The sequence below is a fragment of the Halorubrum sp. C191 genome (assembly GCF_002727095.1).
In the GTDB taxonomy this organism is placed as follows: domain Archaea; phylum Halobacteriota; class Halobacteria; order Halobacteriales; family Haloferacaceae; genus Halorubrum; species Halorubrum ezzemoulense.
In genome coordinates, this window is record NZ_NHNZ01000102.1 from 25332 (window position 1) to 44715 (window position 19384).

Consider the following 19384-nt stretch of genomic DNA (forward strand, 5'->3'; position numbering starts at 1 on the left):
CAGTCCCGTATGAGCCACTTCTCGGAGTTCGAAGTGATCCCCGCCGTCGACGTGCAGGACGGCGAGGTCGTCCAGCTGGTCGGCGGCGAGCGCGGGACGGGCAAGCGCTACGGCGACCCCGTCGCGGCCGCCGAGCGCTGGGTCGAGGCGGGGGCCGAAACCCTCCACCTCGTCGATCTCGACGGCGCGTTCGAGGGCGAGCGCGTCAACGCCGGCGCGATCGAGTCGGTCGTGGACGCGGTCGGCGGCGACGGCGCGGACGCGGTCGGCCTCCAGCTCGGCGGCGGCATCCGGGCCGCCGAGGGCGCGCGCGCGCTGCTCGACTTGGGGCTCGACCGCGTCATCCTCGGGACCGCGGCGGTCGAGACCCCGGAGATCGTCGCGGAGATCGACGAGACCCACCCGGGGAGCGTCGTCGTCAGCCTCGACGCGAAGGACGGCGAGGTCGTCGTCTCTGGCTGGACCGAGGGGACCGGGCTCGACCCCGCCGAGGCCGCCGCCCGCTACGAGGAACTGGGGGCCGGCGCGATCCTCTTCACGAACGTCGACGTGGAGGGGCAGCTGGATGGGATCGACCGCGAGGCGGTCGCGAGCGTGGTCGACGCGGTCGAGATCCCGGTGATCGCCTCCGGCGGCGTGGCGGCGGTCGACGACGTGGTCGCGCTGAAGGAGGCGGGCGCGGCCGCGGTCGTCGTCGGGACGGCGTTATACGAGGGCGAGTTCACGCTCCGAGAGGCACAGGCGGCCGCGGACGAGGTCTGAGCGCTCTACTCAGCCGGCGACGACGCGCTCCCGGCGGCGTCGCCGCCGACTACTCCTCCGGACGCTCGCGCTGAACGACTAACACCGGGCCGAGGAAGCGCTCGGCGATCTGCTCCGACGGCATCCCGAAGACGAACGTGGTGACCGACGGGTCGGTCTCGCCCATCACGACTGCGTCGTGCGACTCGGCCCGGCTCGCGATGTCGTCGATCGGGACGTCACCGGTCTCCACCACCAGCTCGACCCGGTCCGAGTCGACCCCGCGCTCGGCGAGGTCGCTTTTCACCCCGTTCAAGAACGCCTCGCCGTCGCCGCGGGACTCCCCCTCGTCGAGCGCGTGGTACAGCGTCACCGCAACGCCCGCGTCGGCGAACAGGCCGGCGACGAGCCGGGCGTTCCGGCTGGCGCCGACGGTCCCGCGGAGCGCCACGAGGACCGATTCCACACGGTCCGTGCTGTTCGGGACCAACACCGCGAGGCTGTCGTACTCGTAGCTGAGCCGGTCGACCGTCGTCTCCTTGTCGTGTGTAAACACGAGCCGCGTCTCGACGTCGGCCCCGGCCGCGGCGAGCCGGGCCGCGAACTCGTCGAGCTTCGACATGGCCTTCTCGCCGAACTGCTCGCGCGCCTGCTCGGTCGCGGTCTGGTCGGGGATCACGTGGTACCCGAGCAGCACGACGCGGGCGTTCGCGAGCAGTTCGGGCGTTCCGGTGGGGAGCGACTCCCCCTCCAACACCGCCAGCGGGACCAACACCGACGGCCGGTCGGGGTCGGGCCGCGCGTCCCCCCCGGACTCGGGCGGTCCCTCGCCGTCGGGTTCGGGACTTGAGTCGTTCTCGCCGGTCCCGGGCTGTGCCTCGTCGTCGTTCGCGGGTGTGTCGGACATCTTAGAAGTCACCTCTCAGTTCCACGTCGGTCGCGTAGTACCGGTACCAGCCGTAGGCGGCGACCATGATCGCGACGCCGACGCCGATCGACGCCGGCTGCATGAACGCGATGAGCGCGAAGCTCGCGACCCTGCCGACGGCGGCGACGGGGACCCCGGCCGGACAGCGGAACGCGGGCGCGTACCAGTCGGGCTGCTCGCGGCGGAGCCGGACCAGCGCCACGCAGAGCAGGCCGTACATCACGAGGTGGAGGAACGACGCCACCTCCGCGAGCAGCTCCACCTGTCCCGTCGCCGCGAGCACGACGATCGGGCCACCGGCGAGCCCCAAGGCGACGTGCGGGGTCCCGTACGCGAGGTTGACCCGACTCGCGGCCTCGGGGATGAGGTCGTCGCGGCTCACCGCGTACACCGCCCGCGACGCGCTGAGTATCGACGCGTTCGCGCTGGAGAACGTCGCCAGCAGCCCGGCGATCACGATGGCGAGCGCGCCGGGGAAGCCGACGAACTCGCGGGCGACCTCGACCATCGCGGTCTCGCCGAACTCGCCGAGCCGCGCGCTCCCGAACGCGCTCGTCGCCACGAAGATGGTGACGACGTAGAAGACGCCGACCACGACCACGGAGCCGACCATCGCCAGCGGGAGGTTCCGCGAGGGCTCCTTGATGTCCCCGGCGACCGTCGCGACCTGCGCGAAGCCGAGGTACGACGTGAACACGAGCGCGGCGGTCTGGAGAACCGGAAGCGCCCCGCCGGGCGGGAAGAAGCGCTCGGGGGTACTCTCGGCCCCGAAGACGCCCAGCGCGTCGAGGCTCCCGTAGCTCAGGAACAGCGTGAGGATAACGAGCAACACGATCACGATCGCGTTCTGGAGCGCCGCCGTGTTCTCCGTCCCGAAGACGCTGAGCGCGGTGAGCCCGACGCCGAACGCGACGCCGAGCGGGACCGCAGGGTCGACCGGGAGCGCGATCCCCGCCTCGAGGAACACCTGCCCGGCGTAGCTCCCGAGCCCGACGAGGTAGAACGCGGAGGCGAACACGAGCCCGAGCCAGAGGCCGAGCCCGACCACCGCGCCCGGGCCGGTGCCCAGCCCCCGCGAGATGAAGAAGTAGCCGCCGCCGCTGCGCGGCATCGCCGTGGCGAGTTCGGCGGCCGGCAGCGCGACCAGCAGGGCGACCACTGCGCCGATCGCGAACGACGCGGCGGCCGCCGGTCCGGCGTTCTCGGCCGCGAGCCCCGGGAACACGAAGATCCCCGCACCGATCATCGTGCCGATGCCGATCGCGAGGCCGCCGGCGAGCCCGATCGTCCGTTCGAGCTCTCCCTCTCCGGTGTCCGCGTCGACGGCGTCGGGGTCCTCGACGTCGGCGGGTGAAGGCGCGGTGTCGCGCGTCTCGTCGGGCTCGGGGCCGTCCATACGTGTAGAGACGCCTCCCCGACGCGACAAATATCCACCGCTGGCCTCGGTCTGACTGACCCGGCCCGCCTGCCCCAGCGCGGACCGGGACCGCCGCCGGTCGGCCGCCGTGGCCCCCGCGCCACCCGCAACCGACTTACGAATCCCCCGCGACGGGCCGGTATGAGCGACCACGACCGGACCGCGGCCGTCACCCGCGAGACGAGCGAGACGACCATCGAACTCACGCTCGCGGTTGACGGCGACGGCGACAGCGAGGTCGACACGGGGGTCGGCTTCTACGACCACATGCTCGAATCGTTCGCGAAGCACGGCCTGTTCGACCTCACGGTCCGCTGCGACGGTGACCTCGACATCGACGACCACCACACCGTCGAGGACGTGGCGATCTGCCTCGGCGAGGCGTTCGACGAGGCGCTCGGCGACAAGCGCGGCATCCGGCGGTACGCCGACCGCCGCGTCCCGCTCGACGAGGCGGTCGCGAGCGTCGTCGTCGACGTGGCGGGGCGGCCGTACTACGAGTTCTCCGGAGAGTTCTCACAGGAGTCTGTCGGGGAGTTCACCAGCGTCATGGCCGACCACTTCGCGCTCTCCGTAGCCCACAACGCCGGGCTGACGCTCCACGCCGCGGTCGAGCGCGGCGACAACGCCCACCACGAGGTCGAGGCGCTGTTCAAGGCGCTGGCGCGCGCGCTCGACGACGCCACCCGGCTCGACGAGCGCCGCAGCGACACGCCAAGCACGAAGGGCGAGCTCTGAGGCGGCGTCCCTCGGGGTCACTCGGGCGCGGCGAACTCGTTGTACTCCCCGTTGTGGTATACGAGCTCGCCCGTCTCTTCCAGCTCGTGGAGCAGGTCGAACACCTCGCTGTACGCGTGTTCGCGGTCGTACTCGACCGCCAGCCGCTGGACGACCACCCCCGGCGTCACCGCCGCGGCCTCGTGTTCTCGGACGATCCGGACCGCGAGCAGCCCGAGTTCCGCCCGTTCCGAGTCCATCTCGTGACGACGTTCGGCCGGGGTCGGCAAAACTGTCCGGGTCCGGGACGCGCACGGTTCGCGTCCCGTCCGGACTCGGTTCGCGTCCGGTTCGCGTTCCGCCGACAACTTATCACACTGCGAACCGTTGGCAGGGCCGTATGGAACTCCGCTGTGAGGGTTGTGCCGGCTGCTGCGTCGACTGGCGTCCGCTCGATCCGGCCGCGGCGGGCTCAGACCGCACCGGGCCTCGTCCCCCGCTCGACGACACCTACGACCTCGTCCCGCTCACCCGCGACGAGGTCGTAGGCATCGTCGACGACGGGCTGGGCGACGCCCTGGTCCCCCGACTGTTCGAGCCGGCCGAGCGCGACGAGCGCGTTCGGATCGACGGGACCGACCTCGCCGCGATCGACGGCCGCCCCGTCTTCGTCGTCGGCCTCCGGAAGCCCCCCAAACCGGTCGCACCGATCGGGACCGACGAGCCGCGCTGGCTCGGCGCCTGCGCCTTCCTCGACCCGACGACGCTCCAGTGCCGGATCCACGGCGACGACCGCTACCCGCGCACCTGTTCGAGCTACCCGGGTCACAACCTCGAACTCGACGCCGAGACCGAGTGCGAGCGCGTCGAGGCCGCCGGGGGCGGGGACCGGCTCCTCGACGACGAGCCGGCCGACGACCTCCCGGCGCCCGCGTTCGGCCCGCAGGCGCTCGGCGCGACGGTGTTCGCGTACCCCGACCCGGAGGACCTCGACGGCGTCGTCGCCCGGCTCCGCGACGGCGGGGCGACCGCCGACGACCGCGCCCGCTTCGCCGGCGCCGCCGTCGGCTCTCGCCCCGGATCGCTGTCGGTGACGCGCGACCGCATGGCCGAGGCTCGGGACGACGCCCGCGAGGCCGACTCGTGGGTCGGGTCCGCGATCCGCGAGTGGACGGAGCGCGCCGGCGCCGACGGCGAGCGGGTCGGCCTCGACCGCGACGCGCGCGACCGCCTCGCCCGCGTCGTCGAGGACGACGCCGGCGCGCCCGGCACGCCCGGCTGGGACGCGGAGCGATAGGGGACGCGCCGACCGTCCTCGGTCGTGTGTTCGCGCCGCCTTCTCGCGCACGCACACGCGCGTGAGGCTTACCCGTCTCCGGACCCTCCGTTCGAACATGGACGAACGAGCCCCGACTGACGAGCCGGTCGAGTACGCGCGAGAGGACGTGTCCGTCCTCGTCGTGGGCGCCGGCGCCGCCGGCGCGCGCGCGGCGATCGAACTCGCCGAGCGCGGCGTCGACGACGTGCTCGTCCTCGGGAAGCGCGGACACGGCGACGCCCACACCACGTGGGCTCGGGGCGGGATCAACGGCGCGCTCGGGACCCACGACCCCGAGGACTCGCCCGCGATCCACGCGGCGGACACCCTCAACGAGGGCCACCTGATCAACGATCCCGGGAAAGTCGAGACAGTGACCGCGCAGATGCCCGAGCGACTCCGCGAGCTCGACGACTGGGGGATGGCGTACTCCCGCACCGACGACGGCGCGATCGACCAGCGGTTCTTCGGCGCGCAGTCGTTCCGCCGGACCGCCTTCGCCGGCGACCACACCGGCGAGTCGCTGCTAAACACGCTCGTCGACCGCGCGCAGGCACTGTCGGTCCCCTACCGCGAGAACGTGATGATCACGAAGCTGGTCTCCGACGGCGAGGCCGTCCACGGTGCGGTCGGCTTCGACATGGACGACGGCGAGTTCGTGCTGTTCAACGCGGGCACCGTCGTTCTCGCCGCCGGCGGCCACGCGGCGATCTACAACCGGCACACCTCCCGCGACGACGAGAACAACGGCGACGGCGCGGCGCTGGCCTTCGACGCCGGCGCGTCGCTGATGGACATGGAGTTCATGCAGTTCCACCCGACGGGGATGGCCGTCGACGAGGCCGACCCCGAGTGGGCGCCGTGGAGCGGCCGCCTCGTGACCGAGGCCGTCCGCGGCGAGGGGGGCCGCCTGTTCAACGCCGAGGGCGAGCGGTTCATGGAGCGCTACTCTCCGGACCAGATGGAGCTCGACGCCCGCGACGTGGTCGCCCGCGCCATCGCCCGCGAGATCGGCGAGGGGCGCGGCACGGAGCACGGCGGCGTCTACCTCGACATCTCTCACCGCGACGCCGACTTCATCGAGGAGCGGCTCCCCAGAATGTACGAGCGGTTCCAGGACCTCGGCGTGGACATGGCCGAGGAGCCCGTCGAGGTCGCGCCGACCTCCCACTACGGGATGGGCGGCGTCGCCGTCGACGACCACGGCGAGACCGACGTTGACGGCCTCTTCGCCATCGGGGAGACGATGGCGGGCGTTCACGGCGCGAACCGCCTCGGCGGCAACTCGCTGGCCGAGACGGTCGCGTACGGCGTCGTTGCGGGCGAGCGGATCGCCGACCGCGTCGACGGCCCGGGCGAGGTGCCCGACGCCCTCCGCGAGGAGACCGTCGAGCCGCACCTCCGCGACCTGCGCGCGATGGCGGACAACGACGGCGCCAACGAGGTCGACGCGGTGCTCGCCGACCTCCGCGAGCTGATGTGGGAGCACGCGGGCATCCTCCGCGACGAGTCGTCGCTCCGGGAGGGGCTCGACCGCCTCGCCGCCGTCCGCGACCGCGCCGCGGACATGCGCGTCGGGCCGGTCACCAGCGAGTCGTTCGAGCTCGCCGTCGACGCCGGCTTCATGCTTGTCGCCGCCGAGGCGGTCCTCCGCGGCGCGCTCGAACGCGAGGAGTCGCGCGGCGCGCACTACCGCACCGACCACCCCGACACCGACCCCGACTGGCGGCGCAACGTCTACTTCGACGCGGCCGACGTCGGCGGCATGACGCTCCGCACCGAACCGGTCGATCAGCCGAGCGACGCCGTCCAGGCCGCCCTCGACGAGGGCCACGAGCTGGACTACCACCAGCTAGAGTAGCGACGGCCCGCTCCGCTCGTCCCTCCTTCACCCGCCCCGCTCCCGGTACCAGACGCGCTCGCCGACCGGCGACTCGCCGTCGTCGATCGGGAGCCGGCTCACGAACAGGTCCCGCACGGCGAGCGTGAGCGTCAACTCGACGGGCTCGCCGCGGTCCCCGTCTGCCACCGCTTCATCTCCTCCCGCCTCTCGCTCCGACACGGTCGGCCGCACCGTCACGACGCAGTGGCCGTCGCGCTCGCCGATCGATTCGACGACGCCGACCGACCACTGGTCGACGTGGTGCGACGGTTCCCTGGCGTGGACGCGGTCGTGGTTCACGACCGGCTCGCCTCCGCGTCGGTCGCGTCGCCCGCGACGCGCCGCACGGCGAGCGCGCCCTCGCAGGTACACGTCTCCTCGCACTTCGGGCACTCCGCCGCGGGGCGCTCGATCGGGTCGCGGTGGATCGTCTCGTAGCCGTGCGCGTCGAACAGCTTCTCCGGGGAGTCGTCGCCGCCGTGGTACCACGAGTCCGCGAGGAACAGGTCGACGCCCCGCTCCGCACCGGCCTCGTGGAGGCGACCGAGCAGCCGGCTGCCGATCCCCCGACCCGTCGCGCCCTCCCTGACGTACCCCATTTCGAGGTGGCCGTACCGCTCCGCGGCGGGCAGCAGGTCGGGGTCGTCGAAGAAGTACATCTCGTCGGCGACGGCGGTCGGATCGGTGAACTCGCGGAGCGCCATGACGCCGAGGATCGCGCCGTCCCGGTCGCCCTCGCCGTCGACCGCGTCGGTTCGGTCACTCTCGCCGTCAACCGCGTCTCCCGCCGACTCGACGGCGTCCCCCTCGACCGCGACCAGCACGTGGTACGTCGGGTCGTCGATCCCGAGGTCCACGCCGTAGGAGCTCCCCTCGGTGAAATGAGAGGTGATGAGCGCCTCCAGCGGCTCGGCGTCGCCCGGTCGCGGCTCGCGGATCGCGATCTCGTCCATCTACCGGACGGACGCCGTCGCCGACCAAGAGCGGTGCGGTGCCGGCACCGGCCGCCTCCGGTCGGCGCCGATCAGGCCCCGGCGCCCGGCCGCCAGACTCCCTCCCGCCGGTCGAGCCACGCCACGACGACGACGTGCGGGAGCGTCATGGCGGCGATGGCGACGAGCGACACGGCGAGCAGGTCGCCGGGCGCCGCCACGCCCGCGGGGACCGAGACGCCGACCGCGCCGACCACGAGGAACCCGCCGAGCGTGAGCGGCGCCGCGTCGCGCCCGAAGCGGGCGAGCGCGCCGACCGCGTCGCCGGCCGACGCCGCGCTCGCCGCCGCTGGGTCGACGAGGACGAGCCGGCCGACGTGCCGGAGCGCGTGCCACAGCGCGAAGTACACCCCGATCGCGAACACCGGCGCGGCGAGCAGGAACCACGCCCACAGCACGGCCAGCTCGCCGGCGTCGCGGCGCCAGCCGCCGGCGTCGCGCCCGCTCCGAACCCGCCGGTAGCCGAGCCCGACCGACGCCAGCGTCGCGGCCGCCATCCCGACGCCGACCCCGGCGCGGACCGCGGGCGCGAACAGGGGGTCGACGGCCGTCGCGGCCGCGCCCCCGTCGACGAGGAACAGGCCGACGATCCACTCGGCCACCAGCCGGTACTCCTCGGGGTGCGCGAGGAGCGGGACGCCCATCGGGAGGCCGCCGCGGACGATAAGCGCCAGCCAGCGCTCGGCCGAGGTGGGGAGGTGGTCGACGCCCGCGATCGCGAGCGTCGCCACGTCGCCCTGCCCCCAGTGGAGCCACGTGAGCGCGATGAACCCGACGAACGCGGCGACGGGCGCGGCGAAGAACGCTGCGACGACCGCCCCGCCGAGGACCGCGTAGCCGACGGAGACGACCGCGATCGACCGCCGGAGCGACACGCCCGGCGCGGCCCGTAGGGGGACGAGGTGGTCCACTGCCCCGTGCGCCATCCCGACGGCGAGGGTGCCGAGCGCGAACGTCGCGACGCCGAGTTCGACCGGAAACAGGGGGGTCGCGGCGCCGACCGGCAACAGCGCCGCCAGCGCCAGCGCCGGACGTCGCGCGAACCACCGGTCGACCCGCTCGGCCGCCGGGTCGGCGTCGCGCCCGTCGCCGACGCTCTCGTCGGCCCCGCGTCCCGCGGTCGCGACGGACCGGGCGTCCGCCGCGCTCCGCGACGCCTCCGACGCCTCAGTCATCGACTACGTCCGGGTCCGGGTCGGCCGGGGACTCGGGGCCGCGAACGTCCCGCTCGGGCTCCGACCCGGCGCCGGCGACAGCGTCCGCCGCCGCCCCGCGGCGGTCGTTCCAGTCGAGCACCCACTCGAACAAGACGAGGCCGTTGATCGTCATCACTCCCGCGGCGACGAAGAACAGCATCTCTTCGATCGGGAGGCCGAGGACCGCGATCCCGGTCGTCAACTCCGGCGAGAGGTACCACGTCCCCATGCCGATCGCGATCCGGTCGGCGACCCAGAAGTACGCCGCCGGGGCGAGCGTCGCCGTGATCCACAGCCGCGGCGTGCGCGCGAGGTAGCCGCCGCCGACGCCCCACTGGAGCGCGAGGACGGGCCCGACCCACGCGATCAGCCCGCCGAGGTACAGGAACGACGGGTCGAGCCACGCGAGCCCCAGCCCGATCGGGACCATCGCGAGGCCGACGAGGACGCCAGCGGCCCGGGGCACGCGGTCGAAGTCGCCCTCGCGGAACGTCGGATCGAAACCGATCCGGTGGAGCGCGAACGCGACCACGATCGTCTGGATCGCGAAGAACAGGTACTCGCCGAGCGGGATCGAGAGCGCCCGCGCGACGACGGCGCCGTCCGCGTACCCCCAGGCGCCCCGGCGGATCATGTAGCTGATCCACGGGGTGGTGTAGGCGTACGCGATGGCGACGAGGATCGCGATCCCACCGACCGCCCGGCGCTGCCGCGTCGCCTCGTACCGCGGGGCGAGGTACCACAGCAGCGCCAGCACGGGGAGACTGAAGACGAGGTGAAACTGGAGATACGTCAGCGTCGGTAGCATCGGACCACCCCGGCGAAGACGCTCATGCCAACATATCGCCCCCGTTTCTGTTTAACCCTTCAGCCCAACGTGGTCAGGTATCGCCGGCCCGAACCGGTTCGGTGATCAGTCCCCGGCCGCGAGGACGCCGTGCGCCTCCAGCACCTTCCCCAGCCGGTACATGGAGGCGACGACCGAATCACAGACCGGCCGCACCGCGGACTTCGGGACGAAGCCGACCGCCAGGCCCGCGACCTCCAGCATCGGGAGGTCGTTCGCGCCGTCGCCGACCGCCACCGTCTCGCGCATCGGGACGCCGACCTCGGCCGCGAGGTCGGCGAGCGCGTCGTCCTTCGTCCCCTCGATCAGCGGTCCCTCCGCCTCGCCGGTGAGGGCGCCGTCCGGTCCGGTCGGCAGTCGGTTGGCGACGATCGTGTCGACGGCGACCCCCTCGCGAGCGAGCGCCGCCTCGACGCCGCGCTCGAACCCCCCGGTGAGGACGGCGACGTGGTGCCCCTCGTCGCGGAGGCGCTCGATGAGACGCGCGGCGCCGGGCCGGATCCGCACCGCGTCGAACGCGTCCTCGACCTCCGCCTCTGGAAGGGCTTCCAGCAGCTCCGCGCGCCGGTAGAGGCTCTCGGCGTAGCTGAGTTCGTCGTTCATCGCCCGCTCGGTGATCTCGGCGACCTCGTCGGCGACGCCCGCCCGCTCCGCGAGCAGGACCGTCATCTCGGAGTCGGAGAGCGTCCCGTCGAAGTCGAACGCGATGAGACTCATGGCGTCCGTTCGTCGCGGCGGGGCCTTGAAGCGCGCGGTCGCCCCCGATTTTCACCGGCGGGAGCGCCTCTCGGACACGGCCCGCTCACAGCCGCTCGCCGCGGTACTCGAAGTACCTGACCTCCTCGGCGCACCAGGCGCAGCCGCACTCGCTGTAGTAGCCGCTCCGCCCGGTGAGCCGATCGGGGTGGGTGATCTCGATGCCGCGCTGGAACCGCTCCGCGAGCTTGTGGTATCGGTCGCACTCCTCCCAGAACGACGCCGCAGCGGCCATCGCGTCCGTTTACGTGAAACTCGCATTTGAACGTTACTTCGAACTCGCGCCCGCCCGGCCCCTTTTGGCCGCGTCGCAGCGGTTCGCGCCGCCCTCCTCACTCGCCGTCAGCGTCGGCGAGGAACTCCACGTCGCCGGCGATGACCGCGCTCGCGATGACGCCGACGCCGACCACGGTGGCGACCCCGAGGGTGGTCATCGTCACCGAGAGCGCCGAGCCGCCGATCGCGACGCCCACGAACGCCCCGACGGCCCCCCCGACGCCGCCGGCGATCACCGCCAGCGTCTGTGCCTCCCGCATAGGTGTCGATTTAGTAACACGGGTTATAAGCGTTCCCGCCGGGTTCTCTCCGGTGATAACGCCGCCCTCATTCCGGCGCGGTGCCGCTCTCGGCGGTCGCCGGCGCCTCAGCGCGGGTACCGCCGCCCGAGGTCGGCGCCGTCGTCCGCCGCGTCGCTCCCGGCGGGCTCTCCGTTCGCGTTGTCGGAGTTCTTGTCGCCCGCATCCCCGTCGCCCACCTCCTCGCCGCCCGGACTCACGCTCCCGGTTCGGTAGCCGGCCATGTCGAGGGTGACGTACTCGAAGCCGAGGTCGGTGAGGTGTTCGTGGACGGCGTCGGCGAAGGCCGGGTCGAGCGCCCGCTCCAGTTCGTCGGGGGCGATCTCGACGCGTGCGAGGCCGTCGTGGTCGCGAACCCGGAACCCCTCGAAGCCCCACTCGCGGAGCACCCGCTCCGCCTTCTCGACGCGGGTCAGCCGCTCCTCGGTGACCTCCAGCCCGGTCGGGATCCGCGAGGAGAGACACGCCATCGAGGGCTTGTCGGCCACGGAGAGGTCGCGAGACTCGGCGATCGCGCGGACCTCCGCCTTCGTGATCCCGGCGTCGAGCAGCGGCGAGAACACGTCGAGCTCCTCGACCGCGCGGAGCCCCGGTCGGTGCCCCTCGCCGGGGTCGTCCGCGTTCGTCCCGTCGCAGACGGTGTCGATCCCCAGCTCCTTCGCGGTCTCGTACATCCGGCCGAGCCGCATGGTCCGGCAGTGGTAACACCGGTCGCCGTCGTTGGCGACGAAGTTCGGGTCGTCGAGCTCGGAGAACGTCACCGTCTCGTGGCGGACCCCGATCTCGTCGGCGACTCGCTTCGCGTCGTCGAGCTCCGCCGCGGGGAGCGTCTCGCTGCGGGCGGTACACGCCACGGCGTCGTCGCCGAGCGCCTCCGTTGCCAGCGCGGCCACCACCGCGGAGTCGACGCCGCCCGAGAACGCGACGAGCACCCCGTCGCGCTCGCCGAGCGCCTCGCGGGCGGTCGCCGCCTTCGCCGCCGCCTCGGGGTCGAGCGACCCGTCGCCGACGGCACGCGCGTCCTGACTCATGGCATGCGTTGGCGACGAGCGCGAAAAAGGGCGTCGCACCCGGCGCGCTGGTCCTCGCTCTGAGACGCGCGCCGCCCCCCGACCCGCCGGACGCCGCGGGGATCCGCGGGAGCGACCCGCACGCTTTACACCGTTGCCGTGATACCGGCGGGTAGATGGAGCTGGAGGCGATCCCCGGCGTCGGCGCCAAGACGGCCGCTTCGCTGCGCGAACTCGACGACCCGGTCGCGACCGTCGAGTCCGGCGACGTGGCCGCCATCGCCCGCGCGCCGGGCGTCAACGAGGCCCGCGCGGCCCGCATCGCTCGCGGAGCGATCCGGCGCCGCCACGGCGACGACGGTCGCGTGCTGGCCACCGACCGCGCCCGCGAGCTGTACCGGGAGGCGATCGACCTGCTGCGCGAGCGCACCGTCACCGACTACGCGGCGAAGCGGCTGGAGACGTTCTACCCGAGCGCGTCCGCCTCGCGGATCGCGGAGGCGCAGTCGTTCGCCGCCGACGCGGCCGACCGCGACCCCGACCCGGCGGTCCGCGAGGCGCTCGCGGACTGCGCGCCCCTGTCGGACCCCCCGACCGTCCGCGTCCGCGACCGCTGCCTCGCGACGGCCGACGCCGAGACGCTCGCGCGCGCCGAGGCGGAGGTTCCCGAGCTCTCCGTCGAGACCGTCGAGGACGCGCGTGACGTCTCCGAGCTGGGCCGCTCGTACGCGTCCGTGATCGTCTTGGACGAGTCGTTCGCCGGGCTCGACGTGGAGGGCGACGTGAGCGTGCGGCCGGACGCGCTGGAGGCGCCGGCGGAGACGGTGCCCGAGCGGCTGCTCGCCTTCTTCGCCGAGAACCGCGACCGGCTGGAGGCGGCCGCGGCGGTCCACGAGGCGGCCGCGGCGGCCGGCGACCCCGTCTCGGGCGGCGGCCCTCCGGTCGCCCTCGACCGCCTGCGCGACGCGCTCTCGCGGCTCGACGACGACGGCACGATCGCCGGCGACGCGGAGCTGGACCGGCTCACCGCCGCCGTCGACGACCTCGACGCCGCGGTGTCGACGGCCGCCTCCGTCGCCGACGACCGGCTGCGCGAGGCGATCCGCGAGCGCGACGTCACCATCGAGGGGACCGACTTCCTCTCCCTCGTCGAGCAGGGCGCCCGCGTGGACTCCCTACTGGACCGCGAGCTCGCCGACGAGTACGACGCGGCCGTCGACGCCGCCCGCGAACACCTCGCCGACGCGCTCCGACTGGAACCCGAGGAGGCGGAGCTCGCGGAGCGCGTCTTCGGCGGCGACCCATCCTTCCCGGTCGACCACGACGAGAGCGCCGTCTCGCGGCTCCGGACCGAGCTCTCCGCGGCCCGGGACCGCCGGGCGGCGAAGCTGAAGGCCGACCTCGCGAGCGACCTCGGGGACCTCCGCCAGCCGGTCGAGGAGCTGGTCCGCGACGCCCTGGAACTCGACGTCGAGCTCGCCGTCGCGCGGTTCGCGCGCGACTTCGACTGTACGCTGCCCGAGGTGGTCGAGCCGGCGGGCGACGACGGCGGCGAGGCCCCGCCCGCCGGCTTCCGCATCGAGGGCGGTCGCTCCCCGCTCCTCGACGTCGACTTCCCCGATGTCGAGCCCGTCGACTACGGCGTGTCGGGCGCGACGCTGCTCTCCGGGGTGAACTCCGGCGGGAAGACCTCGACGCTCGATCTGGTCGCGCTGGTCGTCGTGCTCGCGCAGATGGGGATGCCCGTGCCGGCCGAGTCGGCGACCGTCGAGCGGTTTGAGGAGATCCACTACTACGCGAAGTCGCAGGGCACCCTCGACGCCGGCGCGTTCGAGGCGACGCTGCGGGACTTCGGCGACCTCGTCGACGGCGCCGACGGTCGGCTGGTCTTGGTGGACGAACTCGAATCCATCACCGAGCCGGGCGCCTCCGCGAAGATCATCGCGGGCATCTTGGAGGCGCTCGACGACCAGGACGCGACCGCCGTCTTCGTCTCGCACCTCGCCCGCGAGATCTGCGCCGCCGCCGACTTCGAAGTCGCGGTCGACGGCATCGAGGCCGCGGGGCTCGTCGACGGCGAACTCCGCGTGAACCGCTCGCCGAAGAAGGGGCACCTCGCGCGGTCGACGCCGGAGCTCATCGTCGAGAAGCTCGCGGACGACCGCGGCGGCGAGTTCTACGGCGACCTGTTGGAGAAGTTCTGAGCCGGGAGCGGGTTTCCCCCCGCCCCGAGAACTCAGTCGCCGCCGTCGAGCTCCGCCGTGACCGTGATCTCGACGTCGAGCGGCGCGGGGAGCCGAGACACCTCGACGCAGGTCCGCGCCGGGTACGGCTCCGAGAGGAACGACCGGTACGCCTCGTTCACCGCGTCGTAGTCGTCCATGTCGGTGAGGTAGACGGTCGCCGACACGATCGCGTCCGGGGTCGTCCCGGCCGCCTCCAGAATCGCGGCGACATTTTCGAGCGTCTGCGTCGTCTGTTCGCCGACCGAGTCGGGCGCCTCCCCCGTGTCGGGGTCCACGCCCGTCTTCCCGGAGACGTGGACCATGTCGCCCGAGACGATCCCCTGCGAGTACGGGCCGAGCGCTTCCGGGACGTCGTCCGTCGTGATCTCTCGCATGACCGGGGCGACGGCGCGCCGCGGCATCAAGATGCGGGTCGCGGGGGTCGCCTCGGCCGCTCCGACACCGCCGCGAGGCGGTCGCCCCGACCCACGCCCCGTCCGGGCGTTCGTCGCCCCGCCGACATATTCATACAGGCTCGGTCGGAATCGGGCCGTATGCCAGCCGTGTCCCCGTTCGGCGTCCTCCTCTTCGCGGCGCAGGTCGGCGTCGGCGCTCAGGTGTCCCGCTTGCTCCCCGACCGTGACCGCGCCCGTCGCGCGGCCGTCGGGCTCGCCGTGGCGGTACTGGGTCTCTTGATCCTGTTCCGCTTCGGTTCCATCGCGGCGCTCACCGTCGACCTGATCGCGCTCCTCGTCGTTGCGAGAGCCGTCGGATCGCCCGGCCGTCGGCCGACGGCGGGGTAACGCGACGGTCTCGGCGCCGCGTCGTCCCGGTTACGATCGCACCCTCAGAGCCAGACGAGCCGCCACTCGCCGTCCGCGGTCGCGACGAGCCACTCCAGTTCGAACTCGTCGCCGTCGCCGTCGGTGACTGTCACCGAGACGACCGCGTTCTCCGCGGCGACGGTCTCGATCGTCTCGTCGTCCGCGGCCCCGGCGAAGAAGTCCGAGACGCTCCGGACGCGCTCGGCGTCCACGTCCTCGGCGACGACGGCGGCCTCGACGAGCCCCTGACGCCGCGCGCCGTCGAAGAGGCCCGGCACGTCCGCCGCCACCTCGCCCAGCGGCGACGCGGGGTGCGAGAGCTCCCGGACGTCGTCGGCGAACGCCGCTGCGCTCTCGGCCTCGCCCGCCCGCCGGTAGTACTCCCTGACGACTGTCACCGGTCCCTCCGGTTCGCCGGGCCACACGACGCCCCACTCGCCGTCGTCGGTCGCGACGAGCCACCGACGCTCGAACTCGCCCCCGTCGCCACCGACGACGGTCGCCGAGACGACCGCGTTTTCCGCGGCGATCGACTCCAGCTCCTCGTCGGTGAGCGAGGCCGACAGGAATCCGGATATCGAGCGGATCCGGTCGGCCGAGACGTTCTCCTCAACGACCGCGGCGTCGGCGAGCTCCTGTCTCACCGTGGTGTCGAACGCCATCGGCACGTCCTCGGCGAGCGTCGAGAGCGGGGAGACGGGGTGCGCGAGCGCCGGAACGTCCGCCGCGAACGCCTCTGCGTCTTCGCTCGCGCTCGCCCGCCGGTAGTACGCCTCGACCGCCGCCGCGGGACCGCCGGCGCCTTCGGCGGTGGAGGAGCGCCCGGCCGCGAGCGCGAGGACCGCTGCGCCGCCAACGGAGAGGAACGACCGTCGTTCCATGACCGTGTGTCAAGCGATGTCGAGCAAAAGTTCTTTTCCCAATTTCGCCCCGAAAGCCGCCACAGACGCCGCTCAGTCGTCGTCCGCGACCGCGGGCTTCCGACGGTCGTCGCGGGGGCCGTCGAGGTCCACGTCGGGCAGTATGTCGCGGAGGTAGCGCCCGGTGTGCGAGGCATCTTCCCGAGCGATCTCCTCGGGGGTACCGCTCGCGACGAGTTCGCCGCCGCCGTCGCCGCCCTCGGGGCCGAGGTCGATCACGTGGTCGGCGTTCTTCACGAGGTCGAGCTCGTGTTCGATGACGACCACGGTGTTGCCGGCGTCGACGAGGCGGTGGAGCACGTCGATCAGCTTGCGCTCGTCCTCCTTGTGGAGCCCCGTCGTCGGCTCATCGAGCAGGTAGAGCGTGTCGCCGGTCGCGCGCTTGCCGAGCTCCTCGGCGAGCTTGACGCGCTGCGCCTCGCCGCCCGAGAGGGTGGTGGAGGGCTGGCCCAGCTCCATGTAGCCGAGCCCCACGTCCTTCAGCAGTTTCAGGCGGCGTTCGAGCCCGCGGTGGCTCTCGAAGAAGTCGTACGCCTCCGCGACGCTCATGTCGAGCACGTCGGCGATGGTCTTCCCCTTGTACTCCACGTCGAGCGTCTCGTCGTTGTAGCGGGCGCCGCCGCACTCCTCGCAGGGGACGTACACGTCCGAGAGGAAGTTCATCTCGATCTTGACGGTCCCCTGCCCGCCGCACTCCTCACAGCGGCCGCCTTTCACGTTGAACGAGAAGCGGCCCTTCTCGTAGCCGCGGCGCTTCGAGAGCTTCGTCTCCGCGAACAGCTCTCGGACGTGGTCGAACACGTCCGTGTACGTCGCGGGGTTCGACCGCGGCGTCCGCCCGATCGGCGACTGGTCGATGAGCCGCACCGTCTCGACCCCGTCGAGCCCCTCGATCGCGTCGTGTGCGCCGGGATCGACCGAGGTGTTGTCGTTCATCTCTCGCGCCAGCCCCTTATAGAGGATGTCGTTGACGAGCGTCGACTTCCCCGAGCCGGAGACGCCGGTGACGGTCGTCAACGTGCCGAGCGGGATCGGCACGTCGAGGTCCTTCAGGTTGTGCTGGCGCGCGCCCGTCACCACGAGTTCGCCGTCTGGCTCGCGCCGCTCGTCGGGCACCGGGATCGACTTCCGGCCCGCGAGGTAGTCGGCGGTCACCGACTCGTCGGTCCCGACCACCTCGTCGAAGTCGCCCTGCGCGACGACCTCGCCGCCGCGCTTGCCGGGGCCGGGGCCCATGTCGATGATCTCGTCGGCGCGCCGCATCGTCTCCTCGTCGTGTTCGACGACGAGCAGCGTGTTGCCGAGGTCGCGGAGCCCTTCGAGCGTGTCGAGCAGACGGTCGTTGTCGCGCTGGTGGAGGCCGATGGAAGGCTCGTCAAGGACGTAGAGGACGCCCACCAGTCCGGAGCCGACCTGCGTCGCGAGCCGGATGCGCTGGCTCTCGCCGCCGGACAGCGTCGACGCCTCGCGGTCGAGCGTGAGGTACTCCAGCCCGACCTCCTCCATGAAGCCGAGCCGCGCGCGGATCTCCTTCAGAATCTCCTCGGCGATCGTCGTCTCGCGCTCGTTCAGCTCCGCCTCCATTCCCTCGAAGTGCTCGCGGGCGTCGGCGATCGACAGCTCGTTCACCTCGGTGATCGACGTGCCGGCGACGAGGACGTGCCGCGACTGCTCCTTCAGTCGGGTGCCCTCGCACTCGGGACAGGTGGTCACGGCCATGTACTCCTCGATGTGGTCGCGGGCGCGCTCGGAGTCGGTCTCGACGTGGCGGCGCTCCAAGTTGGGGATGACGCCCTCGAAGCGCTCCGTCTTCTCGCGCGTGCCGTTCTTCGTCGTCCACTCGAAGTGGACCATCCCGTCGGTGCCGTAGAGGAACTGCCGCCGGATCGACTCGTTGAGCTCCTCGAAGGGCGTGTCGAGGTCGACGCCGAAGTGCTCCGCGACGTTGTCGAGCTGGCGCGAGTAGTAGGTGCGGTCGTAGCTCCACGGCTCGAACACGTGCTTCAGCGGCTTCGAGGGGTCCTCGACGACGAGGTCCTCGTCGACCTCCTTCGTCGAGCCGATCCCCTCGCACTCCGGGCAGGCGCCGTACGGACTGTTGAAGGAGAACGAGCGCGTCTCGATCGCGGAGAACTGTACGTCGGAGTTGGGGTTGCCCAGCTCCTCGGAGAACTCGACGACGAGGCGGTCGTCGCCGTCGGCGTCGGCCGCGAGCGATCCCGTCGAGCGCGCGTTCGACGCGAAGGGAACGTCCTCGGGCGGGTCGGGGACGATCAGCTTGAGGACGCCGCCCGCCTCCTCGAGGGCGGTCTCGACCGAGTCGGTGATCCGCGAGCGCGCGTCCGAGGCCACCCGAACGCGGTCGACGATCACGTCGATCGTGTGGTCGTAGTTCTCGTTGAGGTCTGGGTCGTCGAGGGTGAGATCGACGGGCTCGCCGTCGATCTCGACGCGGCTGTACCCGTCGCTCACCAGCTCCTCGAATAAGTCCTCGAAGGCGCCCTTCTGGTCGCGGACGACCGGGGCGGCGATCTTCGCCCGCGTGCCCTCGGGCAGGTCGAGGATCTGCTTCACCATGTCCTGGGCGGACTGCTCGCCGACCTCCTCGCCCGTGACGGGGTCGTACTGGGTGCCGATCCGGGCGTACAGCAGCCGGAGGTAGTCGTGGAGTTCGGTGACGGTCCCCACCGTCGACCGTGGGTTGTTCGCCGCGTTCTTCTGGTCGATCGAGATCGCCGGCGAGAGCCCCTCGACGGACTCCACCTGCGGTTTGTCCATCTGTCCGAGGAAGTTGCGCGCGTACGCCGACAGCGACTCGATGTAGCGGCGCTGTCCCTCTGCGTAGACGGTGTCGAACGCGAGCGACGACTTCCCCGAGCCAGAGAGCCCGGTGACGACGGTGAACTCCTCCCGCGGGATCCGGACGTCGAGGTCCTTGAGGTTGTGTTCCTCGGCGCCGCGGACCTCGATGTAGTCCTTGCTCATTTCACTTCGTCCGTTGCGGGCGCGCGCGGGAATAGTCGTCGGTCGCGGGGA

20 protein-coding genes are annotated in these 19384 nt (G+C 72.3%); 6 read left to right on the forward strand and 14 right to left on the reverse strand.

The features are described 5' to 3' along the window. Window positions 1-9: 9 nt before the first annotated feature. Window positions 10-762, forward strand: coding sequence for a 1-(5-phosphoribosyl)-5-[(5-phosphoribosylamino)methylideneamino]imidazole-4-carboxamide isomerase (hisA, locus tag Z052_RS10140; protein ID WP_099289000.1), 753 nt, complete (start codon window positions 10-12; stop codon window positions 760-762). A gap of 49 nt (window positions 763-811) precedes the next feature. On the opposite strand, the gene Z052_RS10145 is transcribed toward hisA, so the two are convergent. Both Z052_RS10145 and Z052_RS10150 read right to left on the reverse strand, forming a co-directional pair. Continuing rightward, window positions 812-1648, reverse strand: a complete 837-nt coding sequence (locus tag Z052_RS10145) for a universal stress protein (protein ID WP_199058256.1) — start codon at window positions 1646-1648, stop codon at window positions 812-814. 1 nt (window position 1649) lies between these two features. Continuing rightward, a complete protein-coding gene (locus Z052_RS10150; protein ID WP_099289001.1) occupies window positions 1650-3065 on the reverse strand; it encodes an APC family permease in 1416 nt (471 codons plus the stop codon). Between the two features lie 162 nt (window positions 3066-3227). Here Z052_RS10150 and hisB point away from each other — a divergent pair, with 162 nt between their 5' ends. Next, window positions 3228-3824 carry an imidazoleglycerol-phosphate dehydratase HisB gene (hisB, locus tag Z052_RS10155; RefSeq protein ID WP_089308503.1) on the forward strand — a complete coding sequence of 199 codons (597 nt, stop codon included), beginning with the start codon at window positions 3228-3230 and terminating at the stop codon, window positions 3822-3824. A 17-nt stretch (window positions 3825-3841) separates the two neighbouring features. Here the strand turns inward: hisB and Z052_RS10160 are convergent, their stop codons facing one another. Then, a complete protein-coding gene (locus tag Z052_RS10160; RefSeq protein WP_099289002.1) occupies window positions 3842-4063 on the reverse strand; it encodes a hypothetical protein in 222 nt (73 codons plus the stop codon). A 140-nt stretch (window positions 4064-4203) separates the two neighbouring features. Here Z052_RS10160 and Z052_RS10165 point away from each other — a divergent pair, with 140 nt between their 5' ends. Together Z052_RS10165 and Z052_RS10170 are read left to right on the forward strand one after the other, a co-directional pair. Continuing rightward, window positions 4204-5100, forward strand: coding sequence for a YkgJ family cysteine cluster protein (locus Z052_RS10165; protein WP_094519681.1), 897 nt, complete (start codon window positions 4204-4206; stop codon window positions 5098-5100). A gap of 97 nt (window positions 5101-5197) precedes the next feature. Further along, complete coding sequence (locus Z052_RS10170; RefSeq protein WP_094494202.1) at window positions 5198-6982, forward strand: L-aspartate oxidase; 1785 nt, start codon at window positions 5198-5200, stop codon at window positions 6980-6982. Between the two features lie 27 nt (window positions 6983-7009). On the opposite strand, the gene Z052_RS10175 is transcribed toward Z052_RS10170, so the two are convergent. The 8 genes from Z052_RS10175 to larE all read right to left on the reverse strand — a co-directional run bounded on the left by Z052_RS10175 (window position 7010) and on the right by larE (window position 12400). After that, a complete protein-coding gene (locus tag Z052_RS10175) occupies window positions 7010-7303 on the reverse strand; it encodes a hypothetical protein (RefSeq protein WP_099289003.1) in 294 nt (97 codons plus the stop codon). Further along, complete coding sequence (locus Z052_RS10180) at window positions 7300-7956, reverse strand: GNAT family N-acetyltransferase (RefSeq protein ID WP_086216054.1); 657 nt, start codon at window positions 7954-7956, stop codon at window positions 7300-7302. Before Z052_RS10180 ends, Z052_RS10175 begins: the two co-directional genes overlap by 4 nt. A gap of 71 nt (window positions 7957-8027) precedes the next feature. Then, the gene (locus Z052_RS10185; RefSeq protein WP_049932084.1) at window positions 8028-9170 is read right to left on the reverse strand and encodes a Brp/Blh family beta-carotene 15,15'-dioxygenase; all 1143 of its coding nucleotides are present in this window, start codon (window positions 9168-9170) and stop codon (window positions 8028-8030) included. After that, window positions 9163-9999, reverse strand: coding sequence for a lycopene cyclase domain-containing protein (locus Z052_RS10190; RefSeq protein WP_049932085.1), 837 nt, complete (start codon window positions 9997-9999; stop codon window positions 9163-9165). Before Z052_RS10190 ends, Z052_RS10185 begins: the two co-directional genes overlap by 8 nt. A 105-nt stretch (window positions 10000-10104) precedes the next feature. Continuing rightward, on the reverse strand, window positions 10105-10755 hold the full coding sequence (gene serB, locus Z052_RS10195; protein WP_049932087.1) for a phosphoserine phosphatase SerB: 651 nt from the start codon (window positions 10753-10755) through the stop codon (window positions 10105-10107). Between the two features lie 85 nt (window positions 10756-10840). After that, window positions 10841-11029 (reverse strand): hypothetical protein, encoded by a 189-nt coding sequence (locus Z052_RS10200; protein WP_099289004.1) that lies wholly within the window; start codon window positions 11027-11029, stop codon window positions 10841-10843. A gap of 97 nt (window positions 11030-11126) precedes the next feature. Next, window positions 11127-11330 (reverse strand): hypothetical protein, encoded by a 204-nt coding sequence (locus Z052_RS10205; protein ID WP_049932090.1) that lies wholly within the window; start codon window positions 11328-11330, stop codon window positions 11127-11129. A gap of 107 nt (window positions 11331-11437) precedes the next feature. Beyond that, window positions 11438-12400 carry an ATP-dependent sacrificial sulfur transferase LarE gene (gene larE, locus Z052_RS10210; RefSeq protein WP_099289005.1) on the reverse strand — a complete coding sequence of 321 codons (963 nt, stop codon included), beginning with the start codon at window positions 12398-12400 and terminating at the stop codon, window positions 11438-11440. A gap of 155 nt (window positions 12401-12555) precedes the next feature. Between larE and Z052_RS10215 the strand changes: the two genes are divergently transcribed. Beyond that, window positions 12556-14583 (forward strand): helix-hairpin-helix domain-containing protein, encoded by a 2028-nt coding sequence (locus Z052_RS10215; RefSeq protein ID WP_099289006.1) that lies wholly within the window; start codon window positions 12556-12558, stop codon window positions 14581-14583. A 32-nt stretch (window positions 14584-14615) separates the two neighbouring features. On the opposite strand, the gene Z052_RS10220 is transcribed toward Z052_RS10215, so the two are convergent. Further along, on the reverse strand, window positions 14616-14999 hold the full coding sequence (locus tag Z052_RS10220; RefSeq protein WP_099289007.1) for a RidA family protein: 384 nt from the start codon (window positions 14997-14999) through the stop codon (window positions 14616-14618). Between the two features lie 159 nt (window positions 15000-15158). On the opposite strand from Z052_RS10220, the gene Z052_RS10225 reads away from it, so the two are divergent. Then, window positions 15159-15407, forward strand: a complete 249-nt coding sequence (locus Z052_RS10225) for a hypothetical protein (protein ID WP_049932095.1) — start codon at window positions 15159-15161, stop codon at window positions 15405-15407. 44 nt (window positions 15408-15451) lie between these two features. Here Z052_RS10225 and Z052_RS10230 read toward each other — a convergent pair whose 3' ends face one another. Next, entirely contained in the window at window positions 15452-16309 is an 858-nt protein-coding gene (locus Z052_RS10230; protein WP_049932097.1) for a hypothetical protein, read from the reverse strand. A 72-nt stretch (window positions 16310-16381) separates the two neighbouring features. After that, a complete protein-coding gene (gene uvrA / locus Z052_RS10235) occupies window positions 16382-19333 on the reverse strand; it encodes an excinuclease ABC subunit UvrA (protein ID WP_099289008.1) in 2952 nt (983 codons plus the stop codon). Window positions 19334-19384: the final 51 nt, after the last annotated feature.